General features: G+C 63.0%; 24 protein-coding genes. 21 read left to right on the top strand and 3 right to left on the bottom strand.

Annotated elements, in window-relative coordinates; translation table 11 throughout:
* The first annotated feature begins 69 nt into the window (after nt 1-69).
* The 6 genes from tpiA to eno all read left to right on the top strand — a co-directional run bounded on the left by tpiA (nt 70) and on the right by eno (nt 6,402).
* Nucleotides 70-828, top strand: coding sequence for a triose-phosphate isomerase (tpiA, locus tag ING15_RS06140; protein ID WP_206453915.1), 759 nt, complete (start codon nt 70-72; stop codon nt 826-828).
* A gap of 96 nt (nt 829-924) precedes the next feature.
* On the top strand, nt 925-1,563 hold the full coding sequence (gene secG, locus ING15_RS06145; RefSeq protein ID WP_206453916.1) for a preprotein translocase subunit SecG: 639 nt from the start codon (nt 925-927) through the stop codon (nt 1,561-1,563).
* 117 nt (nt 1,564-1,680) lie between these two features.
* Nucleotides 1,681-3,309, top strand: a complete 1,629-nt coding sequence (locus ING15_RS06150) for a CTP synthase (protein ID WP_206453917.1) — start codon at nt 1,681-1,683, stop codon at nt 3,307-3,309.
* Complete coding sequence (locus ING15_RS06155) at nt 3,306-4,208, top strand: VOC family protein (RefSeq protein ID WP_206453918.1); 903 nt, start codon at nt 3,306-3,308, stop codon at nt 4,206-4,208. The genes ING15_RS06150 and ING15_RS06155 overlap by 4 nt, the downstream gene beginning before the upstream one ends.
* On the top strand, nt 4,205-5,041 hold the full coding sequence (kdsA, locus tag ING15_RS06160) for a 3-deoxy-8-phosphooctulonate synthase (RefSeq protein WP_206453919.1): 837 nt from the start codon (nt 4,205-4,207) through the stop codon (nt 5,039-5,041). Before ING15_RS06155 ends, kdsA begins: the two co-directional genes overlap by 4 nt.
* 80 nt (nt 5,042-5,121) lie before the next feature.
* Nucleotides 5,122-6,402 carry a phosphopyruvate hydratase gene (eno, locus tag ING15_RS06165; RefSeq protein WP_206453920.1) on the top strand — a complete coding sequence of 427 codons (1,281 nt, stop codon included), beginning with the start codon at nt 5,122-5,124 and terminating at the stop codon, nt 6,400-6,402.
* Between the two features lie 66 nt (nt 6,403-6,468).
* Here eno and ING15_RS06170 read toward each other — a convergent pair whose 3' ends face one another.
* The gene (locus ING15_RS06170; protein WP_206453921.1) at nt 6,469-7,368 is read right to left on the bottom strand and encodes a formate/nitrite transporter family protein; all 900 of its coding nucleotides are present in this window, start codon (nt 7,366-7,368) and stop codon (nt 6,469-6,471) included.
* 152 nt (nt 7,369-7,520) lie between these two features.
* Between ING15_RS06170 and ING15_RS06175 the strand changes: the two genes are divergently transcribed.
* From ING15_RS06175 to ING15_RS06220, 10 genes are all read left to right on the top strand, one after another.
* Nucleotides 7,521-7,829 (top strand): FtsB family cell division protein, encoded by a 309-nt coding sequence (locus ING15_RS06175; RefSeq protein WP_206453922.1) that lies wholly within the window; start codon nt 7,521-7,523, stop codon nt 7,827-7,829.
* A gap of 257 nt (nt 7,830-8,086) precedes the next feature.
* On the top strand, nt 8,087-9,205 hold the full coding sequence (gene pdhA, locus ING15_RS06180) for a pyruvate dehydrogenase (acetyl-transferring) E1 component subunit alpha (RefSeq protein ID WP_206453923.1): 1,119 nt from the start codon (nt 8,087-8,089) through the stop codon (nt 9,203-9,205).
* Nucleotides 9,206-9,217: 12 nt separating this feature from the next.
* On the top strand, nt 9,218-10,645 hold the full coding sequence (locus ING15_RS06185; protein ID WP_206453924.1) for a pyruvate dehydrogenase complex E1 component subunit beta: 1,428 nt from the start codon (nt 9,218-9,220) through the stop codon (nt 10,643-10,645).
* Between the two features lie 4 nt (nt 10,646-10,649).
* Nucleotides 10,650-11,132, top strand: a complete 483-nt coding sequence (locus ING15_RS06190) for an SRPBCC family protein (protein ID WP_206453925.1) — start codon at nt 10,650-10,652, stop codon at nt 11,130-11,132.
* Between the two features lie 13 nt (nt 11,133-11,145).
* Complete coding sequence (locus ING15_RS06195) at nt 11,146-12,552, top strand: pyruvate dehydrogenase complex dihydrolipoamide acetyltransferase (protein WP_206453926.1); 1,407 nt, start codon at nt 11,146-11,148, stop codon at nt 12,550-12,552.
* A 64-nt stretch (nt 12,553-12,616) separates the two neighbouring features.
* Nucleotides 12,617-13,312, top strand: coding sequence for an SGNH/GDSL hydrolase family protein (locus ING15_RS06200; RefSeq protein ID WP_206453927.1), 696 nt, complete (start codon nt 12,617-12,619; stop codon nt 13,310-13,312).
* Complete coding sequence (lpdA, locus tag ING15_RS06205; RefSeq protein ID WP_206453928.1) at nt 13,305-14,759, top strand: dihydrolipoyl dehydrogenase; 1,455 nt, start codon at nt 13,305-13,307, stop codon at nt 14,757-14,759. Before ING15_RS06200 ends, lpdA begins: the two co-directional genes overlap by 8 nt.
* 149 nt (nt 14,760-14,908) lie before the next feature.
* Nucleotides 14,909-15,169: a GlsB/YeaQ/YmgE family stress response membrane protein gene (locus ING15_RS06210; RefSeq protein WP_206453929.1), complete on the top strand. Its 261-nt coding sequence runs from the start codon at nt 14,909-14,911 to the stop codon at nt 15,167-15,169.
* Between the two features lie 42 nt (nt 15,170-15,211).
* Nucleotides 15,212-16,186 carry a lipoyl synthase gene (gene lipA / locus ING15_RS06215; protein WP_206453930.1) on the top strand — a complete coding sequence of 325 codons (975 nt, stop codon included), beginning with the start codon at nt 15,212-15,214 and terminating at the stop codon, nt 16,184-16,186.
* 12 nt (nt 16,187-16,198) lie between these two features.
* Complete coding sequence (locus ING15_RS06220; RefSeq protein ID WP_206453931.1) at nt 16,199-16,681, top strand: type II toxin-antitoxin system RatA family toxin; 483 nt, start codon at nt 16,199-16,201, stop codon at nt 16,679-16,681.
* Here the strand turns inward: ING15_RS06220 and ING15_RS06225 are convergent.
* Together ING15_RS06225 and ING15_RS06230 are read right to left on the bottom strand one after the other, a co-directional pair.
* Nucleotides 16,666-17,175 carry a CinA family protein gene (locus ING15_RS06225; RefSeq protein WP_206453932.1) on the bottom strand — a complete coding sequence of 170 codons (510 nt, stop codon included), beginning with the start codon at nt 17,173-17,175 and terminating at the stop codon, nt 16,666-16,668. The genes ING15_RS06220 and ING15_RS06225 overlap by 16 nt on opposite strands.
* Nucleotides 17,172-18,365, bottom strand: coding sequence for a bifunctional 2-C-methyl-D-erythritol 4-phosphate cytidylyltransferase/2-C-methyl-D-erythritol 2,4-cyclodiphosphate synthase (locus ING15_RS06230; protein ID WP_206453933.1), 1,194 nt, complete (start codon nt 18,363-18,365; stop codon nt 17,172-17,174). Before ING15_RS06230 ends, ING15_RS06225 begins: the two co-directional genes overlap by 4 nt.
* 108 nt (nt 18,366-18,473) lie before the next feature.
* On the opposite strand from ING15_RS06230, the gene dusB reads away from it, so the two are divergent.
* The 5 genes from dusB (at nt 18,474) to ntrX (ending at nt 25,854) form a co-directional block, all read left to right on the top strand.
* Nucleotides 18,474-19,574 carry a tRNA dihydrouridine synthase DusB gene (gene dusB, locus ING15_RS06235; RefSeq protein WP_408628680.1) on the top strand — a complete coding sequence of 367 codons (1,101 nt, stop codon included), beginning with the start codon at nt 18,474-18,476 and terminating at the stop codon, nt 19,572-19,574.
* Between the two features lie 3 nt (nt 19,575-19,577).
* The gene (locus ING15_RS06240; protein ID WP_332873786.1) at nt 19,578-20,720 is read left to right on the top strand and encodes a two-component system sensor histidine kinase NtrB; all 1,143 of its coding nucleotides are present in this window, start codon (nt 19,578-19,580) and stop codon (nt 20,718-20,720) included.
* A 10-nt stretch (nt 20,721-20,730) separates the two neighbouring features.
* Nucleotides 20,731-22,176, top strand: coding sequence for a nitrogen regulation protein NR(I) (ntrC, locus tag ING15_RS06245; RefSeq protein ID WP_206453935.1), 1,446 nt, complete (start codon nt 20,731-20,733; stop codon nt 22,174-22,176).
* A 95-nt stretch (nt 22,177-22,271) separates the two neighbouring features.
* On the top strand, nt 22,272-24,518 hold the full coding sequence (locus ING15_RS06250; protein WP_232845603.1) for a sensor histidine kinase NtrY-like: 2,247 nt from the start codon (nt 22,272-22,274) through the stop codon (nt 24,516-24,518).
* Nucleotides 24,490-25,854: a nitrogen assimilation response regulator NtrX gene (gene ntrX / locus ING15_RS06255; RefSeq protein ID WP_206453937.1), complete on the top strand. Its 1,365-nt coding sequence runs from the start codon at nt 24,490-24,492 to the stop codon at nt 25,852-25,854. The genes ING15_RS06250 and ntrX overlap by 29 nt, the downstream gene beginning before the upstream one ends.
* Nucleotides 25,855-25,901 lie beyond the last annotated feature (47 nt).

Consider the following 25,901-nt stretch of genomic DNA (forward strand, 5'->3'; position numbering starts at 1 on the left):
GACCGACGATGATAGGTATGCGCCATCAGGTTCGCGCCCTCCGCGCGGCCCCAGGGAGTAGATATCGACATGCAGCCAAGGCCACTGATCGCGGGTAACTGGAAGATGAACGGGCAGTTGTCGGCACTGACGGAACTCAAGGACATCGCCGACGCCGCCGGTCGTGGGCTCGCCGAAGGCCGCGACCTGCTTATCTTTCCACCGGCGACGATTCTGTCCGCAAGTCGCGGGATTCTCGGCGAGAACGTTGCAGTCGGAGGGCAGGATTGCCATCCGGCTGAAAGCGGTGCCCACACCGGCGATATCTCCGCCGCGATGCTGAAGGATGTCGGCGCGCGGTACGTCATCGTCGGTCATTCGGAGCGTCGCGCCGATCACGGCGAGTCGGATGCGTTGGTTCGGGCGAAGGCGGAAGCGGCCATGAAGGCCGGGCTTGTCGCTGTGATCTGCGTCGGCGAGACCGAGGCGGAACGCGAAGCTGGCCAGACGTTGGAGGTCCTTGGAGCGCAACTGGCCGGCTCTCTACCGGACGAATTGACCGGCGAGACCGCGGTTGTCGCCTACGAGCCGGTCTGGGCGATCGGAACCGGACGCACGCCGACCGTCGTCGACGTGAAACAGGTTCACGATTTCATTCGCAAGACCTTGTCGGATCGCTTTGGCGAAGCTGTCGCCTCGGCGGTCCGAATCCTTTATGGTGGATCGGTCAAACCCGCGAACGCGTCCGAGCTTCTGGCCGTCGACAACGTCGATGGCGCGCTCGTCGGCGGCGCGAGCTTGAAGGCGTCCGACTTCATCGCGATATGCGAGGCCGTCGTCATTTCCTGACCAAAACGGCGATGAAACACCGAATCCGGTTGGAAAGCCGGCCGCGCTTCTGTAGAAGGCGCGCAATTCCTAAAATCGACGCGCTGCGAAAGTTCAATGGAAACCATTCTTATCGTCATCCACTTGATGATCGTCATCGCGCTCGTCATCGTGGTGCTGTTGCAACGCTCCGAGGGCGGCGCCCTGGGTATCGGGGGCGGTGGCGGCGGCCTGATGTCGGCCCGTGGCGCGGCCAATGCGCTGACCCGCACGACGGGAATCCTGGCGGCGGCCTTCTTCGTTACGTCGCTGTCGCTCGGCATTCTCGCCCGCTATGGTGGGCAGCCGACGGACATTCTCGATCGCCTGCCGACCACTCAGGGCGGCAATGATCAAGGCGGTAGCTTGCTGGATCAACTGGGTGCTCTGCCGGAGCAGGAGGGGGCATCCGGCAATGCCGGTCAGGCGCCGCAGGCGGACGCCGCCGCAACGGACGTGACGCCATCGGATCCGAACGCGCCGAGCGCAGCGCCGTTGATGCCGGAGGACGCCACCGGAACGGCCGTGCCGCAGTCGGCTCCGGCCGAAGACGCTTCGAGGTCGGCCGTCACGCCGGAGCCGCAGATTCCGGCCAATCCAGCTCCGAGCGCGCCGAATGCCGCCGAGGATCCGACGGTTCCGCCGGTAGAGGCTGCGCCAGCCGGTGTCGAACGGCCAGTCGATGGCGGCACTTCGCCGTCCGGGACCGCCCAGTAGCATCCGCGAACCGTTTGCGGCCACCATCATCGGGGCGCCTTCGGGCGCCCCGTCCGGTTTCGGCATGGCCGAAAAGTGACTGGCAGAATCAGACCGGTCGAGATATCGGGAAAGCCCATGGCGCGATATATCTTCATCACCGGCGGCGTGGTCTCCTCACTCGGTAAAGGCATTGCATCGGCGGCGCTGGGCGCGCTGCTGCAGGCCCGCGGTTACCGTGTGCGGCTTCGCAAGCTCGATCCCTATCTGAATGTCGATCCCGGCACGATGAGCCCGACCCAGCATGGCGAGGTGTTCGTCACCGACGACGGCGCGGAGACCGATCTCGATCTCGGCCATTACGAGCGCTTCACGGGTCGTTCGGCCAACCGGATGGACAACATCACCACCGGGCGAATCTATCAGGAAATCATCGCCAAGGAACGGCGCGGCGACTATCTCGGCGCCACCGTCCAGGTCATTCCCCACGTCACCGACGCTATCAAGGAATTCGTCCTCGACGGCAACGAGGAGTTCGACTTCGTGCTGTGCGAAATCGGCGGCACGGTCGGCGATATCGAGGCGCTGCCGTTCTTCGAGGCGATCCGGCAGCTCGGCAACGACCTGCCGCGCGGCGGCGCGGTCTATGTCCACCTGACGCTGATGCCGTACATCCCGACGGCTGGTGAACTGAAGACCAAACCGACCCAGCATTCGGTGCGCGAGCTGCGCGCGATCGGCATTCAGCCGGATATACTGCTGGTGCGCGCCGACCGGCCGATCCCGGCCGAGGAACGACGCAAGATGAGCCTGTTCTGCAACGTCCGGGAAACGGCGGTCATCCAGGCGCTCGATGTCGCCACGATCTACGACGTGCCGATCGCCTATCACCACGAAGGGCTCGACACCGAGGTGCTTGCCGCCTTCGGCATCGATCCGGCGCCGAAACCGCAATTGCAGCGTTGGCACCAGGTCGTCGACGGGATTCGCAATCCCGAGGGCGAGGTGACCATTGCCGTCGTCGGTAAATATACCGGTTTGAAGGACGCCTACAAATCCCTCATCGAGGCGCTGCAGCATGGCGGCATCGCCAACCGGGTCCGCGTCAAGCTCGACTGGATCGAGGCGGAAGTGTTCGAAGAGGAGGATCCGGCCCCGTATCTGGAGCGGGTCAACGGCATCCTGGTGCCGGGCGGATTCGGAGAGCGCGGCGCGGAGGGCAAGATCGCCGCCGCCCGTTTCGCCCGCGAACGCGACGTTCCCTATTTCGGCATCTGCTTCGGCATGCAGATGGCGGTGATCGAGGCGGCAAGGGCATTGGCTGGGATCGAAAAGGCGGATTCGACGGAATTCGGCGAAACCAGCGAGCCGGTCGTCGGGCTGATGACCGAATGGCTGAAGGGCAACGAACTGGAGCAGCGCGCCGCGCAGGGCGATCTCGGTGGCACCATGCGTCTCGGGTCATACAAGGCGAGCCTCAAGAGCGGCTCCCGGATCGCCGCGATCTACGGCGACACCGATATCGAGGAGCGGCACCGCCACCGTTACGAGGTCAACCGCGCCTACCGCGAGCCGCTGGAAGCGGCTGGGATGAGCTTCGCCGGCATGTCGCCGGACGGCCTTCTGCCGGAGACGGTAGAACTGGACGACCATCCGTGGTTCATCGGCGTGCAGTATCACCCGGAACTGAAATCCCGGCCGTTCGAGCCGCATCCGCTGTTCGCCAGCTTCATCGCCGCGGCGGTCGAGCAGAGCCGGCTGGTGTGACCGGCAAGGACGAAGACCGGCGCGGGACGCGGGCGCTTGATCATGTCGTCCTGCCCTTCGCCTCGCTCGACGAGGCGCGCGGGCTATTGACTGGGCTCGGCTTCACGGTCGCGCCCGATGCCGTCCATCCCTTCGGAACCGGCAACGCCTGCGTTTTCTTTGCCGACGGGACTTATTTCGAACCGCTGGCGATCGCGGACCCGGCGGCCTACCAAGCCGCGAAGACCGCGGGCAACCTATTCGTCGCGCGCGATGCCGGCTTTCGGTCCCGCCATAACTTGCCGTCGATCTCCGCACTCGCCTTTCGCTCGGTCGACGCGGTGGGCGACCGGGCCGCGCTGGCACAGAATCGGCTTGCCGAGGCCGAACTGGTCGAGTTCTCGCGAAATTTTCAAACACCCGCCGGCGTGGATGGGTCGGTGTCATTCCGGTTGGCCTTCGCCTCTGCGGAACCCGACTCACACGTCTACTTCTTCTTCTGCCAGCTGTTGCACGCGGAAGCACCCGATCGGTCCGCGCTGACACATCACGCCAATGGCGTGTCGGGTCTCGCGCGCATCGTCCTGTCGGATCATTCGCCAGACAAATCACGCGAACTGCTGGCGACCGTATCGGATGCTCGCGCGGACGAAAGCGGCCATGGGGAGCTGTGTTTCGAACTCGCCAACACCTCGCTCCATGTCCTTTCCAACGCGTCATTGGTCGAAAACTACGGCGTCGAGCAGGACGCGCCTGGCGGGCTCTCAGTTCGCGGCATTGTGCTGAACGTCGCGGACATGGCCGCGCCCCGTGCCTGTCTTGCCGCCGGCGGCTATTCGGCCAAGATGACCGGCGGACGCCTCGTCGTGCCGTTCGGCGCAAATGGCAGCTTCATCGCATTCGAGGAATCGCCCGCATGACCACACCCAACAGCACCGTCTCCGCCAAGGACGTCAGCTTCTCTCAAACGGCGCCTTTCGCGTTGATCGCCGGCCCCTGTCAGATGGAAAGCCGCGACCATGCTTTGATGATCGCTGAGAGGATGAAGCGGATCACCGATGACCTCGGTATCGGCTACGTGTTCAAGGCGAGCTTCGACAAGGCGAACCGCACCAGCCTTTCCGGTCAGCGCGGCATCGGGCTGTCCGAAGCCCTGCCGGTGTTCGAGGAGATCGCTCGCACCTTCGACCTGCCCGTTTTGACCGACGTCCACACCGAAGAGCAGTGCCGCGAAGCCGGCGCCGTCTGCGACATCCTGCAGATCCCGGCATTTCTCTGCCGCCAGACCGATCTGTTGATCGCCGCGGCTCAGACCGGCCGCGTTGTCAACATCAAGAAGGGCCAGTTCCTGGCGCCGTGGGACATGAAGAACGTCCTTGCCAAGGTGACCGACAGCGGCAATCCGAACGTGCTCCTGACCGAGCGCGGCGCCTCCTTCGGCTACAATACGCTGGTGTCCGATTTCCGGGCGCTGTCGATCATGGCCGAGATGGGCGCCCCGGTGATCTTCGACGCGACCCATTCGGTACAGCAGCCGGGCGGGCAGGGCGGTTCATCCGGGGGCGACCGCCGCTTTGTCGAGACGCTGGCGCGTGCCGCTGTCGCCGTCGGCGTCGCGGGCCTGTTCATCGAGACCCATGAGGACCCGGACAACGCACCGTCTGACGGGCCAAACATGGTGCCGCTCGACCGGATGCCGGACTTGTTGAAGCGGCTGCAAGCGCTTGACGCGGTGGCGAAGTCCTTCGTCTGAAGCCAAATGGAAAACGGTTCACGCCCGCGCCGTCGTGGTCTAAAAGCCTTCCAAAGTTTCCCGGCAATTGGAGTGGGCCCGTGACCGCCATCATCGATATCATTGGACGTGAAATTCTCGACAGCCGCGGCAATCCGACGGTCGAGGTCGACGTCTTTCTCGAAGACGGTTCGATGGGCCGGGCGGCGGTTCCCTCGGGCGCCTCGACCGGCGCCCATGAGGCAGTGGAGCTGCGCGACGGCGGGTCGCGCTATCTCGGCAAGGGCGTCGAGAAGGCAGTCGCGGCGGTGAACGGCGAGATACTCGAGGCGATCGGCGGTCTCGAAGCCGAGGACCAGATGCGTATCGACGCGGCGCTGTGCTCGCTCGACGGAACCAAGAACAAGAGCCGGCTCGGCGCCAACGCCATCCTCGGCGTCTCGCTCGCCGTCGCCAAGGCGGCGGCCGACGCTTCCGGCCTGCCGCTCTATCGCTATGTGGGCGGTGCCTCGGCCCATGTCCTGCCGGTGCCGATGATGAACATCATCAATGGCGGCGCCCATGCGGACAACCCGATCGACTTCCAGGAATTCATGATCATGCCGGTGGGCGCGGAGCGTTTCGGCGAGGCACTGCGGATGGGCGCGGAGGTGTTCCACACCCTCAAGAAGATGCTCAAGGACGCCGGTTACAACACCAATGTCGGCGACGAGGGCGGTTTTGCGCCGGGTCTGGCCTCTGCCAGGGACGGTCTCGACTTCGTCATGAAGGCGATCGAGAAGGCCGGCTACAAGCCGGGCGAGGACATGTTCCTGGCGCTTGATTGCGCCGCGACGGAATTCTTCAAGAACGACGTCTACGATCTGGAAGGCGAGGGGCGGAAGCTGTCTCCCACCGAGATGGCGACCTATCTCGCCGAGCTTGCGGGCGCCTATCCGATCATCTCGATCGAGGACGGCATGGGCGAAGACGACTGGAACGGCTGGAAGGCACTGACCGACCAGATCGGCGGGACGGTCCAACTCGTTGGTGACGATCTCTTCGTCACCAACTCCGAGCGCTTGCGCGAGGGCATCGACAAGGGCGTCGCGAACTCAATTCTCGTCAAAGTGAACCAGATCGGCACCTTGACGGAGACGCTCGACGCCGTCGACGTCGCCCATCGCGCCGGCTACAGCGCAGTGATGTCGCACCGCTCCGGCGAGACCGAAGATTCGACCATCGCCGACCTCGCCGTCGCGACGAATTGCGGGCAGATCAAGACCGGATCGCTGGCACGCTCGGACCGGCTCGCCAAGTACAACCAATTGCTGCGGATCGAGGAAGAGCTAGGCGACCAAGGCGTCTATGCCGGACGGTCGATCCTGCGCCGGCGCGGCTGAGCCGCCTGCTGCCTCGACATCAGTCGGCTTGGCACCGGCGGATAGCATCCGCCGGTGCGTCTTTCATTATTTCTTCTCGTCCAGCTCGTCGGCGACCTGGCCGTAGCTGATCAGGGCGAAGAGCGTCGCGCCGCCCAGCACATTGCCGATGAGGGCCGGGACGTAGAAGCCGGTCACCGCATCGACAAACGACAGCTGACCGGAAAAGACCAGGGCCATCGCCTCGACCGACCCGGCCACCACATGGGACAGGTGGAACAGGGCGATGAGATAGGTCAGGAGCGCGATCACCAGGAAGCTGGATTTATCGGCCGAAGGCAGTAGCCAGACCACCGTCGCCATCAGCCAGCCCGCAGCAACGCCACGCAGCAGTGTATGACCGAAGTCCGGTTCTATGATGGCTTCCTGCGAAATTTCGATCGCGGCCTTGGTGATGTCCGGCAGATTGAGGACGTCAAAGGCGATCGCCGCGCCAAAGACGGTCGTTCCCACCATGTTGGCGGCGAAGACGATCATCCAGAGGCGGGCGATCGCGAGATGGCCGCGCCAGCTCGGCCGCGCCAGGACCGGCAGCGTCGCCGTCAGCGTGATCTCGGTGAATAGTTGCTGACGCCCGAGAATGACGATCAGGAAGCCGACCGCGTAGCCCCAGGAATCCACTAGGGGACGCCAATCGGTATCCGGAAGGTTGGCGCGGATCGCCGCTTGAGCGAAGACCGAAAAGCCGATCGACAGGCCGGCCGCCAAACCCGACCACCAAAGGCTGCTTGTCGGGCGCGACAGTTCGTCTTCGCCTTCCTGGCGAACCAGCTCGTAGACGGCGACCGGCCGCAATTTCAGCCGATCCTCGATTTGATGCCGCTCGCTATGGCTCAGCGGCGAGCCCTCTTTTTCCAACCGCTCCTCGGTCGCGTCGTTCGAATGCCGGTGCTTGCCTTCGGTGCCTTCGTGATCCGCTCGGTCCATTGCCCAACCGCCTGTTGCTCGGATTGTGGAACCTAGGGCACCGGCGCTACGGCGGAAATACCGGCCACGATCTATGCCTGGAAAAGCCTCTGTCCGGTCTTGGTTTACGCTCTCTTAAGCGTGGGCTGCGATGGTGCGGGCGAGGAGCTAAGATGCGCACTATTCAAAAGCGGCAGAGCCATATTGGCCGGTTGATCGTGCCGGCAATCACCGTCAGCTTTTTGGCCTATTTCGCGATCCACGCCCAAAGTGGACGCTATAGCCTCGAGGCGAAGGCCGCATTGAGCCGGGAACTGGCCGAGCGCGGCGCCAGGCTCGACGAGGTGAAGCGACTTCGCGAGAGGCTCGAGCAGCGGGTGCAACTCCTGCATGACGGAACGCTGGAGCGCGACATGATCGACGAGCGTGCGCGTCGGGCGCTCAATGTGACGACCGACGACGAGATCGTCATCCTTCGCTGACGCCCGCGAATGCGTTAGCCAAAGGACCACCATTGGTGCACTGCAAGGGCTCCCCAGCGCCGCTTTCGGCATCGGTGGCATATACACACCCAAGACCGAACAGCAGATTAACGGATTTATCGTTAATTTGCCGCATAGCAGCAATTAAACAAAAAATCAGTTAAACAGGCCCGTCTCGCTTGATGACGGCTGCGCGCCGTCTATACTAACCTAAGGATTTGAGGCCGCGCGTCGGCAGGTCAAGACCGGGAGGCACCATGGCGGCCAGGCAGAAGAAATACCCCGCGGCGAAGGATGCAGGCGGAGCGAGCGCCCAACAAAAGGGCAAGCCGGCGGATTCCTCCGCAGAAATCGTCAAGACGCTCGAACATTTCGATCCGCCCAAGCCGGCATCCTTTTCCAAGGATAGCGAGTTGCAAGCCTATCGCGACATGCTGCTCATTCGTCGCTTCGAGGAAAAGGCCGGGCAGCTCTACGGCATGGGCTTCATCGGCGGTTTCTGCCATCTTTATATCGGCCAGGAGGCCGTGGTCGTCGGCATGCAGATGGCCTTGAAGGAGGGCGATCAGGTCGTCACCGGCTATCGCGATCATGGCCATATGCTCGCGACCGGGATGGAAGCGCGCGGCGTGATGGCCGAGTTGACCGGACGCCGCAGTGGCTATTCCAAGGGCAAGGGCGGCTCGATGCACATGTTCTCGAAGGAGAAGAAATTCTTCGGTGGACACGGCATCGTGGGGGCGCAGGTATCGATCGGCACCGGGCTCGCCTTCGCCAACCGCTACAATGGCACCGACGCGGTCGCAGTGACCTATTTCGGCGACGGCGCCGCCAACCAGGGCCAAGTGTATGAGAGCTTCAACATGGCCTCGCTGTGGAAGCTGCCGGTGATCTACGTCATCGAGAACAATCGTTACGCGATGGGAACTTCGGTCAATCGCGCCTCGGCCGAGACGGATTTTTCCCATCGCGGCCTTTCGTTCAAGATTCCGGGCATTCAGGTCGATGGCATGGACGTGCGGGCGGTGAAGGCGGCGGGCGATCTTGCCGCCGAACATTGCCGCAAGGGCGACGGGCCGATCATCCTGGAGATGATGACCTACCGTTATCGCGGCCACTCCATGTCCGATCCGGCGAAATATCGCAGCCGCGATGAGGTGCAGAAGATGCGGTCGGAGTCCGATCCCATCGAGCAGGTCAAGCGCCGGCTCATGGAAGACCACGCCATGTCCGAGGACGACGTGAAGGCCATCGACAAGGAAGTCCGCGAGATCGTCGCCGACGCTGCGGACTTTGGCCAGAACGATCCGGAGCCGGATGTCTCCGAGCTATGGACCGACATTTACGCGGACGAGATTCCGCAGGCGGCCGAGTAAGGGGACCCGACGATGCCGACTGAAATTTTGATGCCCGCCCTGTCCCCGACCATGGAAGAGGGCAATCTGGCTAAATGGATCAAGCAGGAGGGAGACGACGTCGCGCCAGGCGATGTGATCGCCGAGATCGAAACCGACAAGGCGACGATGGAGGTGGAGGCCGTCGATGAAGGCAAGCTTGGCAAGATCCTGATCGAAGCCGGCACCGAGGGTGTGAAGGTCAATACGCCGATCGCGCTGTTGCTGGTCGACGGCGAGGACGCGAGCGCGCTCGGCGGCGCATCGTCCGGCGGCGGCCCCGTGCAAGAGCGCGACGAGGTGGCGGCCGAGTCCGGAGCGAGCGAACCCACGGGCGACGGCGTCGAGAATCGACGCGTACCGGCCGAGGGCAAGGTCCATCCCGAGCCGGAGGACGATACCGGCGGGTTCGGCCAGGAGATTCCCGAAGGCACCGAAATGGTGGCGACGACGGTGCGCGAAGCGCTGCGTGACGCGATGGCCGAGGAGCTCCGCCGCGACGAGACCGTCTTCGTCATGGGCGAGGAGGTCGCCGAGTATCAGGGCGCTTACAAGATCACCCAGGGGTTGCTCGACGAATTTGGCGCGCGGCGCGTCGTCGATACGCCGATCACCGAGCACGGTTTCGCCGGTCTTGGAGTTGGCGCCGCCTTCGCGGGGTTGCGGCCGATCGTCGAGTTCATGACTTTCAACTTCGCTATGCAGGCGATCGACCAGATCATCAATTCGGCCGCCAAGACGCTTTACATGGCCGGCGGTCAGATGGGCTGCCCGATTGTCTTCCGTGGGCCGAATGGCGCGGCTGCGCGCGTTGCCGCCCAGCACAGCCAGGACTACGCCGCCTGGTATAGTCATATACCTGGCCTCAAGGTGGTGCAGCCCTACACCGCTGCCGACGCCAAGGGACTTCTGAAATCCGCGATCCGCGATCCCAATCCGGTGATTTTCCTCGAGAACGAAATCCTCTACGGCCAGTCCTTCGACATTCCGAAGATCGACGACTGGACCGTGCCGATCGGCAAGGCCCGCGTCCACAGGAAGGGCGCCGACGTCACCATCGTGTCTTTCGGCATCGGCATGACCTATGCGGTGAAGGCGGCCGAGGAACTCGCCAAGGACGGGATCGACGCCGAGATCATCGATCTTCGCACCATCCGGCCGATGGACATCGACGCGGTCGTTCGCTCGGTGAAGAAGACCAATCGCTGCGTCACGGTGGAAGAGGGCTGGCCGCAAGGTTCAGTCGGCTCCCACATTGCATCCGAGCTGATGGTCCGTGCCTTCGATCACCTCGACGCACCGGTGCTGAAGATCTGCGGCAAGGACGTTCCGATGCCCTATGCGGCCAATCTGGAAAAGCTGGCGCTGCCGTCGGTCAAAGAGGTGATCGACGCGGTCAAGTCCGTCACTTATCGGGATTGACGCGATGCATGCCGAGACCGCGAACATCGGATCGAAGGAGGCTGGCGACAGCCTCTTGATCGTCCAGGATGTCGACGTCTCGCCGGCCTCGGTGTGGGAGTGCCTGACCAAGCCCGAATGTTTCAAGAGCTGGTGGCGCGAGGAGTTGGAATTCGAGCCAAAGCACGGCGGTCGCTTCCTGGAACCCTGGAAAGATCCGTCGGGACGGCAACGAACTACGCGCGCGAAGGTCACGGCCTATCATCCCCCACGCGGCTTCGTCATGGTCTGGGCCGACGAAGACTGGGAGTTCGACACGGTGGTGTCGGTAACGCTCGAACAGCGGGGCAGCGGCACCCGCGTCACGATCGAACATCAGGGCTGGCACGCGGCGCCGGAAGCCGAGCGCGCCACGCTGCTGCTCGACCATCGCAGCGGCTGGTCGGCGCATGTCGCCGCGCTGGCAGCCCACGCACAAGAACACGACGCCCGGCGTAAGGGCCATTGAGGAGACGTTCCGGATGCCGATCAACGTGACGATGCCCGCGCTCTCACCGACCATGGAAGAGGGCAACCTCGCCAAATGGCTGGTCAAGGAGGGCGACCAGGTGTCCTCCGGCGACATCATCGCCGAGATCGAGACCGACAAGGCGACGATGGAGGTCGAGGCCGTCGACGAGGGCACTGTCGCCAAGATCGTCGTCGCGGCCGGTACCGAGGGCGTCAAGGTCAACGAGATCATCGCCATCCTGGCCGCTGACGGCGAGAGCGCCGAGGACGCGGCAGCTGGCGGTGGCGCCTCGAGTGGGGCTACGGCGCCTCAGGGCGATGGACAGGCCGGCGCGATCAAAGCCGATCCGCAAGCCGACGCCGCGGCGACGGGTTCTGAGGCCGATGCGAAGGACGCCGCGATGCGCGCCGACAGTCGCGCTTCGGGCGGAGCGGAACCAGCGGCGTCCGATGGCGCCAAGGGCGAGCGCGTCTTTGCCTCGCCGCTGGCGCGGCGTTTGGCCAAGGACGCGGGCATCGATATTGGCACCGTCGAAGGCTCCGGCCCCCATGGCCGGGTTGTGAAGACTGATGTGGAAGCCGCGGCGAAGGGCGGTGCCAGGAAGGCGGCTCCGGCGGAAACGGGCGTGGCGGCCGCGCAACCGACGGCGGCACCGATGGCCAAGGCGGCTAGCGACGAGTCCATCCTCAAGCTCTTCGAGGAAGGCTCCTACGAAAAGGTGCCGCACGACGGTATGCGCAAGACCATCGCCAAGCGCCTCGTCGAGGCGAAGACGACGATCCCGCATTTCTATCTGACGATCGACTGCGAACTCGATGCGCTGCTGGCGCTGCGCAAACAGCTCAATGATGCTGCGCCGATGATCAAGGGCGAGGCCGGCGACCGCCCTGCCTATAAGCTGTCGGTCAACGACATGATCATCAAGGCGATGGCGTTGGCGCTGAAGGCGGTGCCGACAGCCAACGTTTCGTGGACCGACGCCGCCATGCTGCAGCACCAGCACGCCGATGTCGGCGTCGCGGTGTCGATCGAAGGCGGTCTGATCACCCCGATCATCAGGCGGGCGGAGGAGAAGACCCTTTCGGCGATTTCCAACGAGATGAAGGACATGGCCAAGCGCGCCCGCACGCGCAAACTGAAGCCGGAAGAGTATCAGGGCGGCACCACGGCAGTGTCCAATCTCGGCATGTTCGGCATCAAGGACTTTGCGGCGGTCATCAACCCGCCGCATGCGACGATCCTGGCCGTGGGAGCCGGTGAGCAACGGGCGGTGGTCAAGAACGGCGCGGTCACGGTCGCGACGATCATGAGCGCGACGCTCTCCACTGACCATCGCGCAGTCGACGGTGCGCTCGGCGCACAGCTCATGGCGGCGTTCAAGCAGCTGATCGAAAACCCGATGTCGATGCTGGTGTGACGATGCGCAGCCACTTCTTGAAGCAATCGTCCCGAGGAACGACATCCAAGTTTCGAGGCCGCCGATGAAAACCGTCCTGTGCTATGGCGACTCGCTGACCTGGGGCTACGATTCCGCGACCGGTCTGCGTCACGGCTTCGACGACCGCTGGCCGAATGTGCTCGCCAAGGCACTCGGTGATGATTTCGTGGTTATCACCGACGCGCTGAACGGCCGCACGACGGCCTTTGATGACCATACAGTCGCGGTTGAACGCAACGGAGTAAAGACCTTGCCGACGGCACTCGGCGCGCATCAGCCGCTCGATCTCGTCGTTGTGCTTTTAGGAACCAACGATCTGAAGCGTCACACCGGCGGCGGGCGGGTGTTCGAGTCGCGGCAGGGGCTGGAACGGATCGTCGAGATCATCCAGACCTTTTCCTATCAGCGCGGCTATGAAGCGCCGGAGATCCTGCTTGTCGCGCCACCGACCTTTTCGGAAACCATGGAGCCGGATTTCGCGCTTCTGTTCGGCGATGGTGTCGAGGAATCGCAGCATTTCCGCTCCGCCGTCACCAAGGTCGGCGAGGAGTATGGCTGCGCGGTCTTCGATGCGGCGGAAGTCTGCGAAACCGTGACACTCGATGGCGTCCATCTGGACGCGACACACACGCGCGCTCTGGGCGAGGCGCTGGTCGAGCCAGTGAAAGCGATCTTGCGCGGAGCTGTCGACGGCTCGGCTGACCAATCTCATCCGAGCGAGGAGACGAAGCATGGCTGATACCTACGACATTCTCATCATCGGCGGCGGACCAGGCGGCTACGTCGCGGCGATTCGGGCGGCGCAGCTTGGTTTCAAGACCGCCATCGTGGAACGCGAGCACCTCGGCGGCATTTGTCTCAACTGGGGCTGCATCCCGACCAAGGCGCTCCTGCGCTCGGCGGAGATCTTCCACTATGCCGAGAATGCCAAGGACTACGGGTTGACGATCGACAAGCCCGGCTTCGACATCGCCGCGGTGGTCAAGCGCTCGCGCGGCGTTTCGGCGCAGCTGAATGGCGGCGTCGGCTATCTGATGAAGAAGAACAAGATCGACGTCATCTGGGGCGAAGCGAAGATCGCCAAAGCCGGTAAGGGCGTTCCCGCCGAGGTGTCGGTCGGCAAGATGAAGAAGCCGGCGGTGGAACCCCAAAATCCGGTGCCCAAGGTTGTGCTCGGGGAGGGGACCTACAAGGCCAGGCATGTGATCGTCGCCACTGGCGCGCGGCCGCGCGTTCTGCCGGGCATCGAGCCCGACGGCGATCGCATCTGGACCTATTTCGAGGCGATGAAGCCGGCGGCGATGCCCAAGTCTCTCATCGTCATGGGATCGGGTGCTATCGGCATCGAATTCGCCTCCTTCTACCGCACGATGGGTGCCGAGGTAACGGTCGTCGAACTGCTACCGCAGATCATGCCGGTCGAGGATGCCGAGATCGCGGGCGTCGCCCGCAAGCAGCTGGAGAAGCAGGGAATCAAGATCCTCACCGACGCCAAGGTGTCGAAGGTGACGAAATCCGGGCAGGGCGTCGAGGTGACAGTCGAAGCCAAGGGGGGCAAGACCGAGACGCTGAAGGCCGAGCGACTGATCTCTGCGGTCGGCGTTCAGGGCAATATCGAGGGCCTGGGGCTCGAGGAATCCGGCGTCGCGATCGAGCGCGGCATCGTCAAGATCGACGGTTTCGGCCGGACCAGTGTCGAAGGAATCTACGCAATCGGCGATGTCGCCGGCCCGCCGATGCTCGCTCACAAGGCAGAGCACGAAGGCACGATCTGCGTCGAAAAGATCAAGGGGATGGACGTCCATCCCATGAAGACGACGCAGATTCCCGGCTGCACTTATTGCCAGCCGCAGGTCGCATCGGTCGGCCTGACGGAGGCCAAGGCCAAGGAGGCCGGCCGCGAGGTCAAAATCGGCCGCTTCAACTTCAAGGGTAATGGCAAGGCGATCGCGCTGGGAGAGCCCGAGGGGCTGGTGAAAACCGTCTTCGATGCCAAGACCGGCGAATTGCTCGGTGCCCATATGGTCGGCGCGGAAGTGACCGAACTCATCCAGGGCTTCGTCATCGCCATGGGGCTGGAAACCACCGAGGAAGAACTGATGCACTCCGTCTTCCCGCATCCCACCCTTTCGGAAATGATGCACGAAAGCGTACTCGACGCTTATGGCCGGGTTATCCACATGTAATACGGATCATCATGTTTTCCTTGGCAAACTTCCTATAACGTCGTTCCTGCGCGATAGTTTCAAATGAATTTTTTGTTTTTATTGGATCTTGCCGGAAGGATTCGCGGCCCAATTTCTAAGTTCAGTTGTCTCGTTGATAGGAGAGTGACATGGAAATAAATGGTGTTGGCTGGATCGCCGCGATCATTATCGGCGGCTTGGCCGGCTGGCTTGCCGAGAAGTTCATGAAGAGCGACATGGGTCTCGTAATGAACATTATCCTCGGAATTGTGGGCGCGATCGTCCTCAACGCCATTCTGGCGCTGTTCAATCTCGGGTTTACCGGATGGTTTGCCTACTTGGTTATTGGTTTCATTGGCGCCAGTTTGTTGATCGCGATTTTCCGCATGTTTCGCGGTCGTGGGACCTAGGAACCGTTTGCACGCAGCGGCTGCTGGAACTAGATTGGGCCTATGGTCACCGTGCTCGATAACCGCCTGCCGGCCGGGGGGGCTCCCCGGCCGCGGCATCCCGAAAAAGCCCATCGTCCGGATCAGGCGGCTAGTCTGAAGAAGCCGGACTGGATACGCGTCAAGGCGCCTGTGTCCAAGGGCTATTACGAAACCCGCGAAATTACCCGTTCAAATAATCTCGTGACGGTCTGCGAGGAGGCTGGCTGCCCCAATATCGGGGGTTGCTGGGAAAAGAAGCACGCGAGCTTCATGATCATGGGCGGGATCTGTACCCGGGCCTGTGCTTTCTGCAATGTCGCGACCGGTTTGCCGAAGGCGCTGGACGAAAGCGAACCGGAGAGCGTTGGCCGCGCCGTTGCGGCGATGGGACTGGCCCATGTCGTTATCACCTCAGTCGATCGCGACGATCTGCCCGACGGGGGCGCGGAACACTTCGTCAAGACGATCCGCGCCATCCGCGCCATCGCGCCGGGAACGACGATCGAGATTCTGACGCCGGATTTCCTGCGCAAGCCGGGCGCGCTCGAAGCGGTGGTGGCCGCCAAGCCCGACGTCTTCAACCACAATCTGGAAACGGTGCCGTCGAACTATCTGACCGTTCGGCCTGGAGCCCGCTATTTCCATTCGATCCGGCTCTTGCAGCGGGTCAAGGAACTCGATCCGACGATGTTCACCAAATCGGGCATCATGGTCGGCCTCGGCGAGGAAAGGAACGAGGTACTGCAACTGATGGACGACCTGCGGACCGCCGACGTCGATTTCCTCACCATCGGGCAATATCTGCAGCCGACGAAAAAACATCACGCTGTGATGCGCTTCGTGACTCCGGAAGAGTTCGCGTCCTTTGAGACTGTGGCCCTGTCCAAAGGCTTCCTCGTTGTCGCGTCCAGTCCGCTGACCCGCTCGTCGCATCATGCCGGAGAAGATTTCGACCGGCTCAAAGCGGCGCGTCTTGCCCGCGAGGCCGCAGCCTAATATTGCGGGATCATGGCAAAGTTCGAAACGACGCGCCATGTGCGCCATAGCCCCGACGAAATGTTCGCGCTTGTCGCGGATGTTGAGACATATCCGGAATTCCTGCCGCTCTGCCAGCAGCTGATCGTTCGCTCGCGACGCGAAAAGGACGGCAAGACCTTGCTCGTGGCCGATATGACGGTCGCTTACAAGATGGTTCGGGAAACATTCTCGACCCAGGTCTTGCTCAAGCCCGCCGAACGCCGGATCGACGTCAAATATGTCGACGGACCGTTCCGCTATCTCGACAATCGCTGGAACTTCAAGACGGCCAGAGACGGCGGCTGCGACGTGAATTTCTTCATCGATTACGAATTCAAGAGCCGGACACTCGGCCTTTTGATGGGATCGATGTTCGACTATGCCTTTCGCCGGTTCGCCGCAGCATTCGAGGAGCGCGCCGATGCAATCTATGGTCTCGATACCCGCGCGGCCGATTCTCAGCAGGTCGGCTGATCTCTCACCGCTTCCAGCAACAGATCGAGCCCGACGCAGACGCTGGCACTCCGGATCGCGGCGCGGCCAAGGTCGCCGAAGCGCATCTCGACATGAATATCGTCGCGAGGGCTCGCGCAGGCGAAGTGGACGAGGCCGACGGGCTTTGTCGCCGAACCGCCACCCGGGCCGGCGATGCCAGTAACGGATATGGCGACATCCGCGTTGGAGGCCCGCAAGGCGCCGCCGGCCATCTGCCGGGCCACGGCTTCCGACACGGCACCGTCGGCCATCAGACTTGCCGGATCAACACCAACCATCGCGATTTTAGCTTCGTTCGAGTAGGTCACGAACCCGCGTTCGAAAGCAGCCGAAGACCCGGCGATATCCGTCAGTGCCGCCGCGATCATCCCGCCCGTGCAGGACTCGGCAGTGGCGATCTTCAGGCCGAGCGCAGCGTAGGCCTCGATGACCCTGCGAGCCTTGTCGGCGTTCTCGTCCGCCTTTTCCGTCACGCGTTTTCTCCGTAGGCGACGCTCGCCGTGGCGATCGCCGCGATGCCCTCCTGTCGCCCGACGAAACCGATCGTTTCGTTGGTCGTCGCCTTGACCGATATCCGGTCGAGGTCGATCCCGGTCATCTTCGCGATCGCCTGCCGCATCGTCTCGCGATGCGGCGCGATCTTCGGCGCCTCGCAGATCAGCGACACATCGGCATTCATGATCCGTCCGCCCTTTACACGGACGATTTCCACAGCCTTGGCGACGAAGAGATGCGACGGCGCACCGCGCCATTGGGGATCGCTCGGTGGGAAATGGTCGCCGATGTCGCCCGCCCCGCAAGTGGCGAGCAAGGCGTCGGTAAGCGCGTGCAACCCGACATCGGCATCGGAATGTCCGGACAGTGCGCGATCATGGGCGATCCGCACGCCGCACAGGGTCACATGGTCGCCATCGACCAGCCGGTGGACGTCATAGCCATTGCCGGTTCTGACATCGATCATGCCCTGGGCACCCCTCAATCGTTCATCTGCCAGGGCGATATCACGCGCGGTCGTCAGTTTCACATTGTCGGGCGAGCCGCCGACGAGTCGCACGACAAGCCCGGCCCATTCGGCGATCGAGGCGTCGTCGGTGAAATCGGTGCGGCCGGACCGGGCCGCCCGTTCGTGCGCGTCGCGGATCGGGACGAAATGAAAGCCCTGCGGCGTCTGGGCGGCAAAGAGTTGCCGCCGGTCGACCGTCGCGGCGATCAGGCCGGTCTCGGCGCCAAGTTTCAGGGTGTCGGCGACGGGCAGCGCCGGGATGGCACCGGCAATATCGGAAAGAGCCGCCAGCGTCCGGTCGATCAGCGCCGCGTCGACGAAAGGCCGGACGGCATCGTGGATGAGCACTCGATCCGGCGGGGTCTCGGCCAGAGCAGCCAGTCCAAGACGGACCGATTCCTGGCGCGTCGGACCGCCGATGACGATTTGCAGGTCGTCACTGCCATCGGTCCCGAGAGCCTTGCGCAGCAGGTCTGTGTCGTCGGGGTGGATGACCAGAACGACGCGATCGATAGCTGGATGCGAACGCAGTCTGTCGAGGGTCCAGGCCAGAACGGGTCGTCCTGCGATGCAGCGGTATTGTTTCGGCCCTTCATGGGATTGGCCGGCCCGTTCGCCGCGCCCCGCAGCGACGACGACCGCCGCGACAGTGGATTTCATTCTGGCGATCCCTCCCTTGTGTCGTCCCAGTCTGGATCACAGATGAGAATGACTTCGCAAGTGCAATATGCTTGTCATTTGAGCACGCCTCGATAAAGTGCAGTCCTAATGATGCGAGAATCGACCCATCCTGGAAAGAGCTCCGAAACCGGCGCTTCGCGGGCCCATCCGCACGGTCTCGATCAACCGCTGTCGGTTGGGCTGAACCGCTTGGGAAACCGCGTCTTCCTGGCGCCTTTGTCAGGCGTTTCCGACGTTCCATTACGCCGCCTCGCGCGCCGATTCGGCGCCGGGCTAGTTGTATCCGAAATGGTCGCCAGCGGCGAATTCGTCAAAGGTTGCGACGCGAGTGCGATGCGGGCGATGCGGGACGGATCGGGCACCCACGCCGTCCAGCTCGCCGGCCGCGATCCGAAGTGGATGCGCCAGGCAGCCGAACGGCTGGTGCACCTCGGCGCCGACATCGTCGACATCAACATGGGCTGTCCGGCGAAAAAAGTCGTCGGCGGATTGTCTGGCTCGGCGCTGATGCGCGAACCTGATCTCGCCTTGCGGATTGTCGAAGCGACGGTCGCCGGTGCCGGCGATGTTCCGGTGACGTTGAAGATGCGGCTCGGTTGGGATCGCGCCTCGATCAACGCTCCTGAACTTGCGGCGAGGGCCGAGGCGGCGGGCGTGCGGATGATAACCGTGCATGGGCGAACCCGCGCCGATTTCTATGACGGAAAAGCCGACTGGCCGGCGATCGCGGCAGTGCGGGACGCTGTCACCGTGCCGGTCGTCGCCAATGGCGACCTCACCCATTCGCATCAACTGGAACCGATGCTGACATCGAGCCGGGCCGATGCCGTCATGGTCGGTCGCGGGGCGCAGGGACGGCCCTGGCTGCCGGGACTTCTCGCCGGCAGGGTCGGCTTGAAGGACCTGTCCGCCATCCGCCTGTTCGATCTCGTCGAGGAGCACTACGATATGATGCTGGCCCACTACGGCTTGAAGGTCGGCGTCCGCCATGCGCGCAAGCATCTGGGCTGGTACCTCGACCGTTTCGGCGCCGGCGTCGGACCGATCCCGGCGGCGGATAGAGCGTCGGTCATGGCGGGCCGTGAACCGGCGGCTATCGTCGTCTGTCTGCGGCGCCTGTTTGGCGACGCCCGCCTGTCCGATGTGGAGCCGATCGTCCAGCATGATTTCCTACGCGATGCGGCCTGACCTGTGACAATCCCACTTGAATCCCCGGCTGTTGCGTCGGAACACACGCGCATCCTGAATGCCTTGCCGCATCCCGTCGTCGTTCTCGATAGCGATGGACATTTTCGGTTCGCCAATTCCGATGCCGAGCAGTTCTTTTCGGCCGGTATGGCCAGTCTCGCCAAGCGGCGGATCCAGGACTTCGTGCCGGGGGATAGCCCGCTCTTCGCGCTGATCGAGCAGGTCCGGCAGCAGCAGGGGCGGATTAGCGAATACCGCGTCGACCTTTCCTCGCCGCGTCTTGGCGGCGAACGCCTGGTGGATCTGTACGTCTCGAACCTGCCGGACGAGTCCGATCTCGTCGTGGTAATGATCCAGCTGCGCTCCATTGCCGAGAAGATGGACCGCCAGCTAACCCACCGATCCGCCGCGCGGTCGGTTACCGGGCTGGCGGCCATGCTGGCCCATGAAATCCGTAACCCGCTATCCGGGATCAAGGGCGCGGCCCAACTTCTGGCTACTTCAGCCAGCGACGATGACCGAGGATTGACCCGGCTGATCCAGGAGGAGAGCGATCGGATCGTCAAGCTGGTCGACCGGATGGAGGTGTTCTCCGACCAGCGGCCGATCGAGCGATCGGCGGTGAACATCCATTCAGTCCTGGAGCATGTGAAGATGCTCGGCAAAAGCGGCTTTGCCCGGGACATCAAGATCGCCGAACTTTACGACCCGTCGCTGCCGGCGGTCCTGGCCAATCGGGATCAGCTCGTACAGGTTTTCCTCAATCTGCTGAAGAATGCGGCGGAAGCCGTGGGGGATCGTGACGGCGGCGAAATTCGCCTTTGGACCGCTTTCAAGCCCGGCGTCCGCCTTTCGGTTCCCGGTACCAAGGACCGCGTCACCCTACCGTTGGAGTTCGCCGTTGAGGACAACGGCGCCGGTGTGCCGGAGGACATCCGCCAGCACATCTTTGATCCCTTCGTGACGACCAAGCCGAGTGGCTCCGGTCTTGGACTTGCGCTTGTCGCGAAGATCGTCGGCGATCATGGCGGGGTCATCGAATGCGCGTCGCAGCCCGGGCACACGATCTTCCGCGTACTGATGCCTGCCTGGCGTGAAGCGCGAACTCCCGACGAGCCTGATCTGCTTGTCGGGACGGAAATCTGAGGACACGAGAATGAGTATGCAGATCCTCGTCGCCGACGACGACTCCGCGATCCGCACGGTGGTCTCGCAGGCCCTGATGCGCGCCGGCTTCGAGGTGCGCGTCACTTCGAACATTGCGACGCTATGGCGGTGGATTTCCGCGGGCGAGGGCGATCTCATCATCACCGATGTTCTCATGCCCGACGGCAACGCCTTTGACACGCTGCCGCGAATCAAGAACTCGCGACCGGACCTTCCGGTGATCGTCATGAGTGCACAGAACACGTTCATGACGGCGATCAAGGCGTCGGAGAAGGGCGCCTATGACTACATTCCCAAGCCCTTCGACCTGACCGAACTGGTCGCGATCGTGCGCCGCGCGCTGTCCGAGCCAAGGCCCGGTGCCAAGACGGGCGCGCCGGAGGACATCCAGGACTCGATGCCGCTGGTGGGCCGTTCGCCGGCGATGCAGGACATCTACCGCGCGCTCGCCCGGATGATGCAGACCGATCTCACGGTGACGATCACGGGGGAATCGGGCACCGGCAAGGAGCTCGTCGCCCGCGCGCTTCACGACTATGGACGGCGGCGCAAGGGACCGTTCGTCGCCATCAACATGGCGGCCATTCCGCGCGAGTTGATTGAATCCGAGCTTTTCGGTCATGAGAAGGGCGCCTTTACCGGCGCGCAGGCGCGCACCAGCGGCCGTTTCGAGCAAGCCGAGGGTGGAACGCTGTTTCTCGACGAGATCGGCGACATGCCGATGGAAGCGCAGACCCGACTTTTGCGGGTGCTCCAGCAGGGTGAATACACCGTTGTCGGAGGGCGCACGCCGATCGCCACCGACGTGCGCATCGTGGCTGCCACCAATAAGGATCTGCGCCAATTGATCGGCCGCGGGCTGTTTCGCGAGGACCTGTTCTACCGGCTAAACGTCGTGCCCCTGCGGCTGCCGCCGATGCGCGAGCGCATCGAGGATCTGGGTGATCTCGCAAGACATTTCTTCGCGCAGGCCGAAAAAGAGGGGCTGCCGCGAAAGACGCTGAGCCAGGGTGCGCTCGACGTCATGCGCCGCTACCCTTGGCCTGGAAACGTTCGGGAACTCGAAAACCTTGTTCGTCGCCTGTCCGCGCTCTACCCGCAAGACGAGATATCGGCCGAATTAGTCGAACACGAACTGTCCAATGATGCCCCCAGCTCTCCGGCTACCGACAGCGATGGCGGCAGGCCGATCGATCTCAGCGCGGCCGTGGAACGATATCTCAGTGATTATTTCGGCTCGTTCGGAGACGGTCTGCCCCCGCCTGGTCTGCATGAGCGGATCTTGCGAGACGTGGAATATCCGCTGATCGCGGCAGCTCTCGCGGCGACACGTGGAAACCAGGTGCGAGCGGCCGATCTGTTGGGCGTCAACCGAAATACCCTGCGTAAGAAAATTCGCGACCTCGATATTTCGGTCGTCCGTTCGATTAGATAGCTGGATATCTCCTGTTTTTCGTTGCAGATTAGACACAATCCGTTGCGGCGTAGCAACGTGATCCTCATTTGCGGCGAACCATGACGTCTCACCCGATGCAAACAGAAAGCGAGGTCCCGTTCCTCTTGGAGCGGCGGCGCTTTATGCTCGTTCCTGGCCTCCTGGCTGTGGTCGGAGCGCTGGTGACGGGCGCGATCTCGTTTGTCGTCCTCATGGGACTGACGCCGATTGCCCCGACGGACACCATTGTGACGATCGCGACCGTCGTGAACGGCGCCTTCGTGCTGATCCTATGCCTTTTGATCGGTCGGGAAGTCATGCGCATGGTCCGGGCGCGGCGGCAGGGAAAGGCCGCATCGCGTCTGCACGTGCGCATCGTCGCGCTGTTCTCCATCGTCGCCGCAGTGCCTGCGCTGCTGGTGGCTATCGTGGCCGGGATCACGCTCGATCTCGGCCTGGATCGCTGGTTCGAGATTCGCACCCGCACGATCGTAGAATCCTCGATCAGCGTGGCGCGAGCCTATGTCAACGAGAATGCCCGCAACCTCCAGGGCTCGACTCTTTCGATGGCCTACGATTTGGACCAGCAACGTCGGTTGTTCGGTCTCGATCCGACCGGCTTTCAGAATCTGATGACCGATCAGGCCAAGGGACGCTCCCTCTTGGGAGCGCAGCTGTTGCGGCCGGACGGCACACCATTCCTGGAGGCTGACGTCGCGGTCGAGCGGCCGCTTCCTGTTCCTCCCGCCGACGCACTGAAACAGGCAGCGGAAGGCAATCTCGTCTTTATCCCTCCCGGCGTGACCAACCTTGTTGGCGCGATCATCCAGCTGCGGCAAATCCAGAACGCCTATCTCTACACCGTGCGCGCCGTCGATCCCGAGGTGATCGCTGCGTTGCGGCTGATGGAGGAGCGTTCGGCGGAATATTCCAGCCTCCAGTCCAATCGCTTCGGCCTTCAGGTCGCCTTTGCCCTTTTGTATCTCGGGATCACCCTGATTGTCCTGTTGTCGGCGATCTGGACCGGAATAGGCGTGGCCGATCGGCTCGTCCGACCGATCCGGATGCTGATGGGCGCTGCCGACGAGGTCAGCGACGGCAATCTGTCCATATCCGTTCCCGTGCGCGCGTCCGACGGCGACGTCGGATCCCTGTCGAACACGTTCAACAACATGATCCTGCAGCTTCGCAGCCAGCGTTCGGAACTGGTTCACGCCAAGGATGTTATCGACGAACGCCGCCGCTTCACCGAGGCTGTTCTGTCGGGCGTAACAGTCGGGGTGATCGGTGTGGAACGGGACGGTACGGTGACGATGGTCAATCCGTCGGCCGAGCGCATTCTCGATGTGGAATCACAGGGCGTGGTGGGTCGGAATCTCCATGAGACGTTTCCACTCATCGGCAGGATCTACCGCGCCGCGTCGATCTCGTCTCGGCCAGAGTATCAAGAGGACGTCAAGCTGCGCATCCGCGACCGAGAAAGGACCCTGGCGATCCGGATCACGTCCTCCGAGGCAGCGGAGGGGGCCCAGTGGAGCGTCGTGACGATCGACGACATCACTGACCTTGTCGAGGCTCAGCGCTCCTCCGCCTGGGCTGATGTTGCCCGTCGCATTGCCCACGAGATCAAAAATCCGCTGACCCCCATTCAGCTTTCCGCCGAGCGCATCCGGCGCCGTTACGGCAAACGCGTCGAGGATGATCGGGAAGTCTTTGATCGGTGCATCGAGACGATTGTGCGACAGGTCTCCGACATCGGCCGCATGGTTGACGAATTCTCGACCTTCGCGCGCATGCCGAAGCCGAAGATGGAAGCCAAGGATCTCCGCGAGGCGCTGCGCGAGGCGGTCTTCATGCGTGAAATGGGCGACCACGGGATCACCTTCGAGGCCGATATTCCAGATCAGCCCATGCTCGGTTCCTATGACATCCGATTGCTCTCGCAAGCCTTCGGAAATCTGGTGAAGAACGCGGTCGAAGCACTTGAAGCGAACGAGGATGTTGATGGTCGGGTCATCATCCGCGCCGAGCCGGGCCAGGACCGTCACGTCGTTGAAATCATCGATAACGGCCGTGGATTTCCGCGCGAGGATCGAGATCGTCTGCTTGAGCCCTACATGACGACACGCGAGAAGGGTACGGGGCTCGGTCTGGCGATCGTCCGGAAGATTATCGAGGATCACGGCGGAACGATTGCCCTCGACGATGCGCCGGATCAGCCTCAAGGGGCGTTGGTCCGTATCACCTTGCCGGCGATGGAGACCGCCGTCGAGCCGAACGAAGAAGAGACGGAAGAAAGGACAGGTGAGGCCGATGGCATCGGACATCTTGATCGTCGATGACGAAGCCGACATCCGCGAGCTGGTAGCGGGGATTCTCGAGGACGAGGGTCATGAAACGCGTACGGCGGGCGGATCGGATGCGGCGCTTCAGTCGATCGCCGACAGGGTGCCGCGGCTTGTCTTCCTTGATATCTGGCTGCAAGGCAGCCGGCTGGACGGCCTTGATCTGCTGGACGCGATCAAGGTCCAGCATCCCGAAGTCCCCGTCGTGATGATATCCGGGCACGGCAATATCGAGACGGCCGTGTCTGCGATCCGGCGCGGGGCCTATGATTACATCGAAAAGCCGTTCAAGGCCGATCGCCTGATCCTCATCGCCGAAAGAGCCCTCGAGACGTCGAAGCTGAAACGCGAAGTCTCGGAGCTGCGTCGTCGCTCGTCCGATTTTGCCGAATTGATCGGAAAGTCGCACCCAATGAACCAGTTGCGGACGCTGATGGAGCGGGTCGGCCCCACCAACAGCCGGGTGATGATCCTGGGCGCCTCGGGTTCCGGCAAGGAAATGGTGGCGCGCGCCATCCACGCCGGCTCGAGCCGCGCGGACGGCCCCTTCGTTGCTCTCAATGCGGCCGCCATCACCCCGGATCGGATGGAGGTGGAACTCTTCGGCACGGAGACGCCGCCGGGGGTCGAGCGCAAGGTCGGAGCCCTTGAGGAGGCCCATGGCGGTGTCCTGTATCTCGATGAGGTCGGCGACATGCCGCGTGAGACACAGAACAAGATCCTGCGAGTCCTCACCGAACAGACGTTCGAGCGGGTCGGCGGCTCCAAGCGGGTGAAAGTCGACGTCCGGATCATCTCTTCAACCGCGCAGAATCTCGAATCGATGATCGCCGATGGCATATTCCGCGAGGATCTCTATCATCGGCTTGCCGTTGTCCCGATCGTCGTGCCGCCGCTCGCCGATCGGCGCCAGGACATTCCGCTGCTGATCGAGGCCTTCATGACGCAGATCAGTGAACAGACCGGCATCAAGCCGAAGGCCATTAGCCCGGAGGCGATGGCCGTACTGCAGTCCAGCGACTGGCCCGGAAACGTCCGGCAGTTGCGCAACAATGTTGAACGTCTGATGATCCTGTCGCGTGACGGCGATGCGGACACCGCGATCTCGGCCGACATGTTGCCGCGGGAGGTGGGCGAAATGTTGCCGCGCACGCCGAGTCAGTCGGACGGCCAGATCCTGGCCCTACCGCTGCGCGACGCGCGCGAAGTGTTCGAGAAGGAGTATCTCGTCGCGCAGATCAATCGTTTCGGCGGCAACATCTCCCGCACGGCCGAGTTTGTCGGAATGGAGCGGTCGGCCTTGCACCGCAAGTTGAAATCGCTTGGCATCTGAGGACGCGGACCTGGGCGCGGCATCTAACGGGGGAAGGCAGCGAGTTT

The organism is Aurantimonas marina, assembly GCF_017183135.1.
Taxonomy (GTDB): Bacteria; Pseudomonadota; Alphaproteobacteria; order Rhizobiales; family Rhizobiaceae; genus Aurantimonas; species Aurantimonas marina.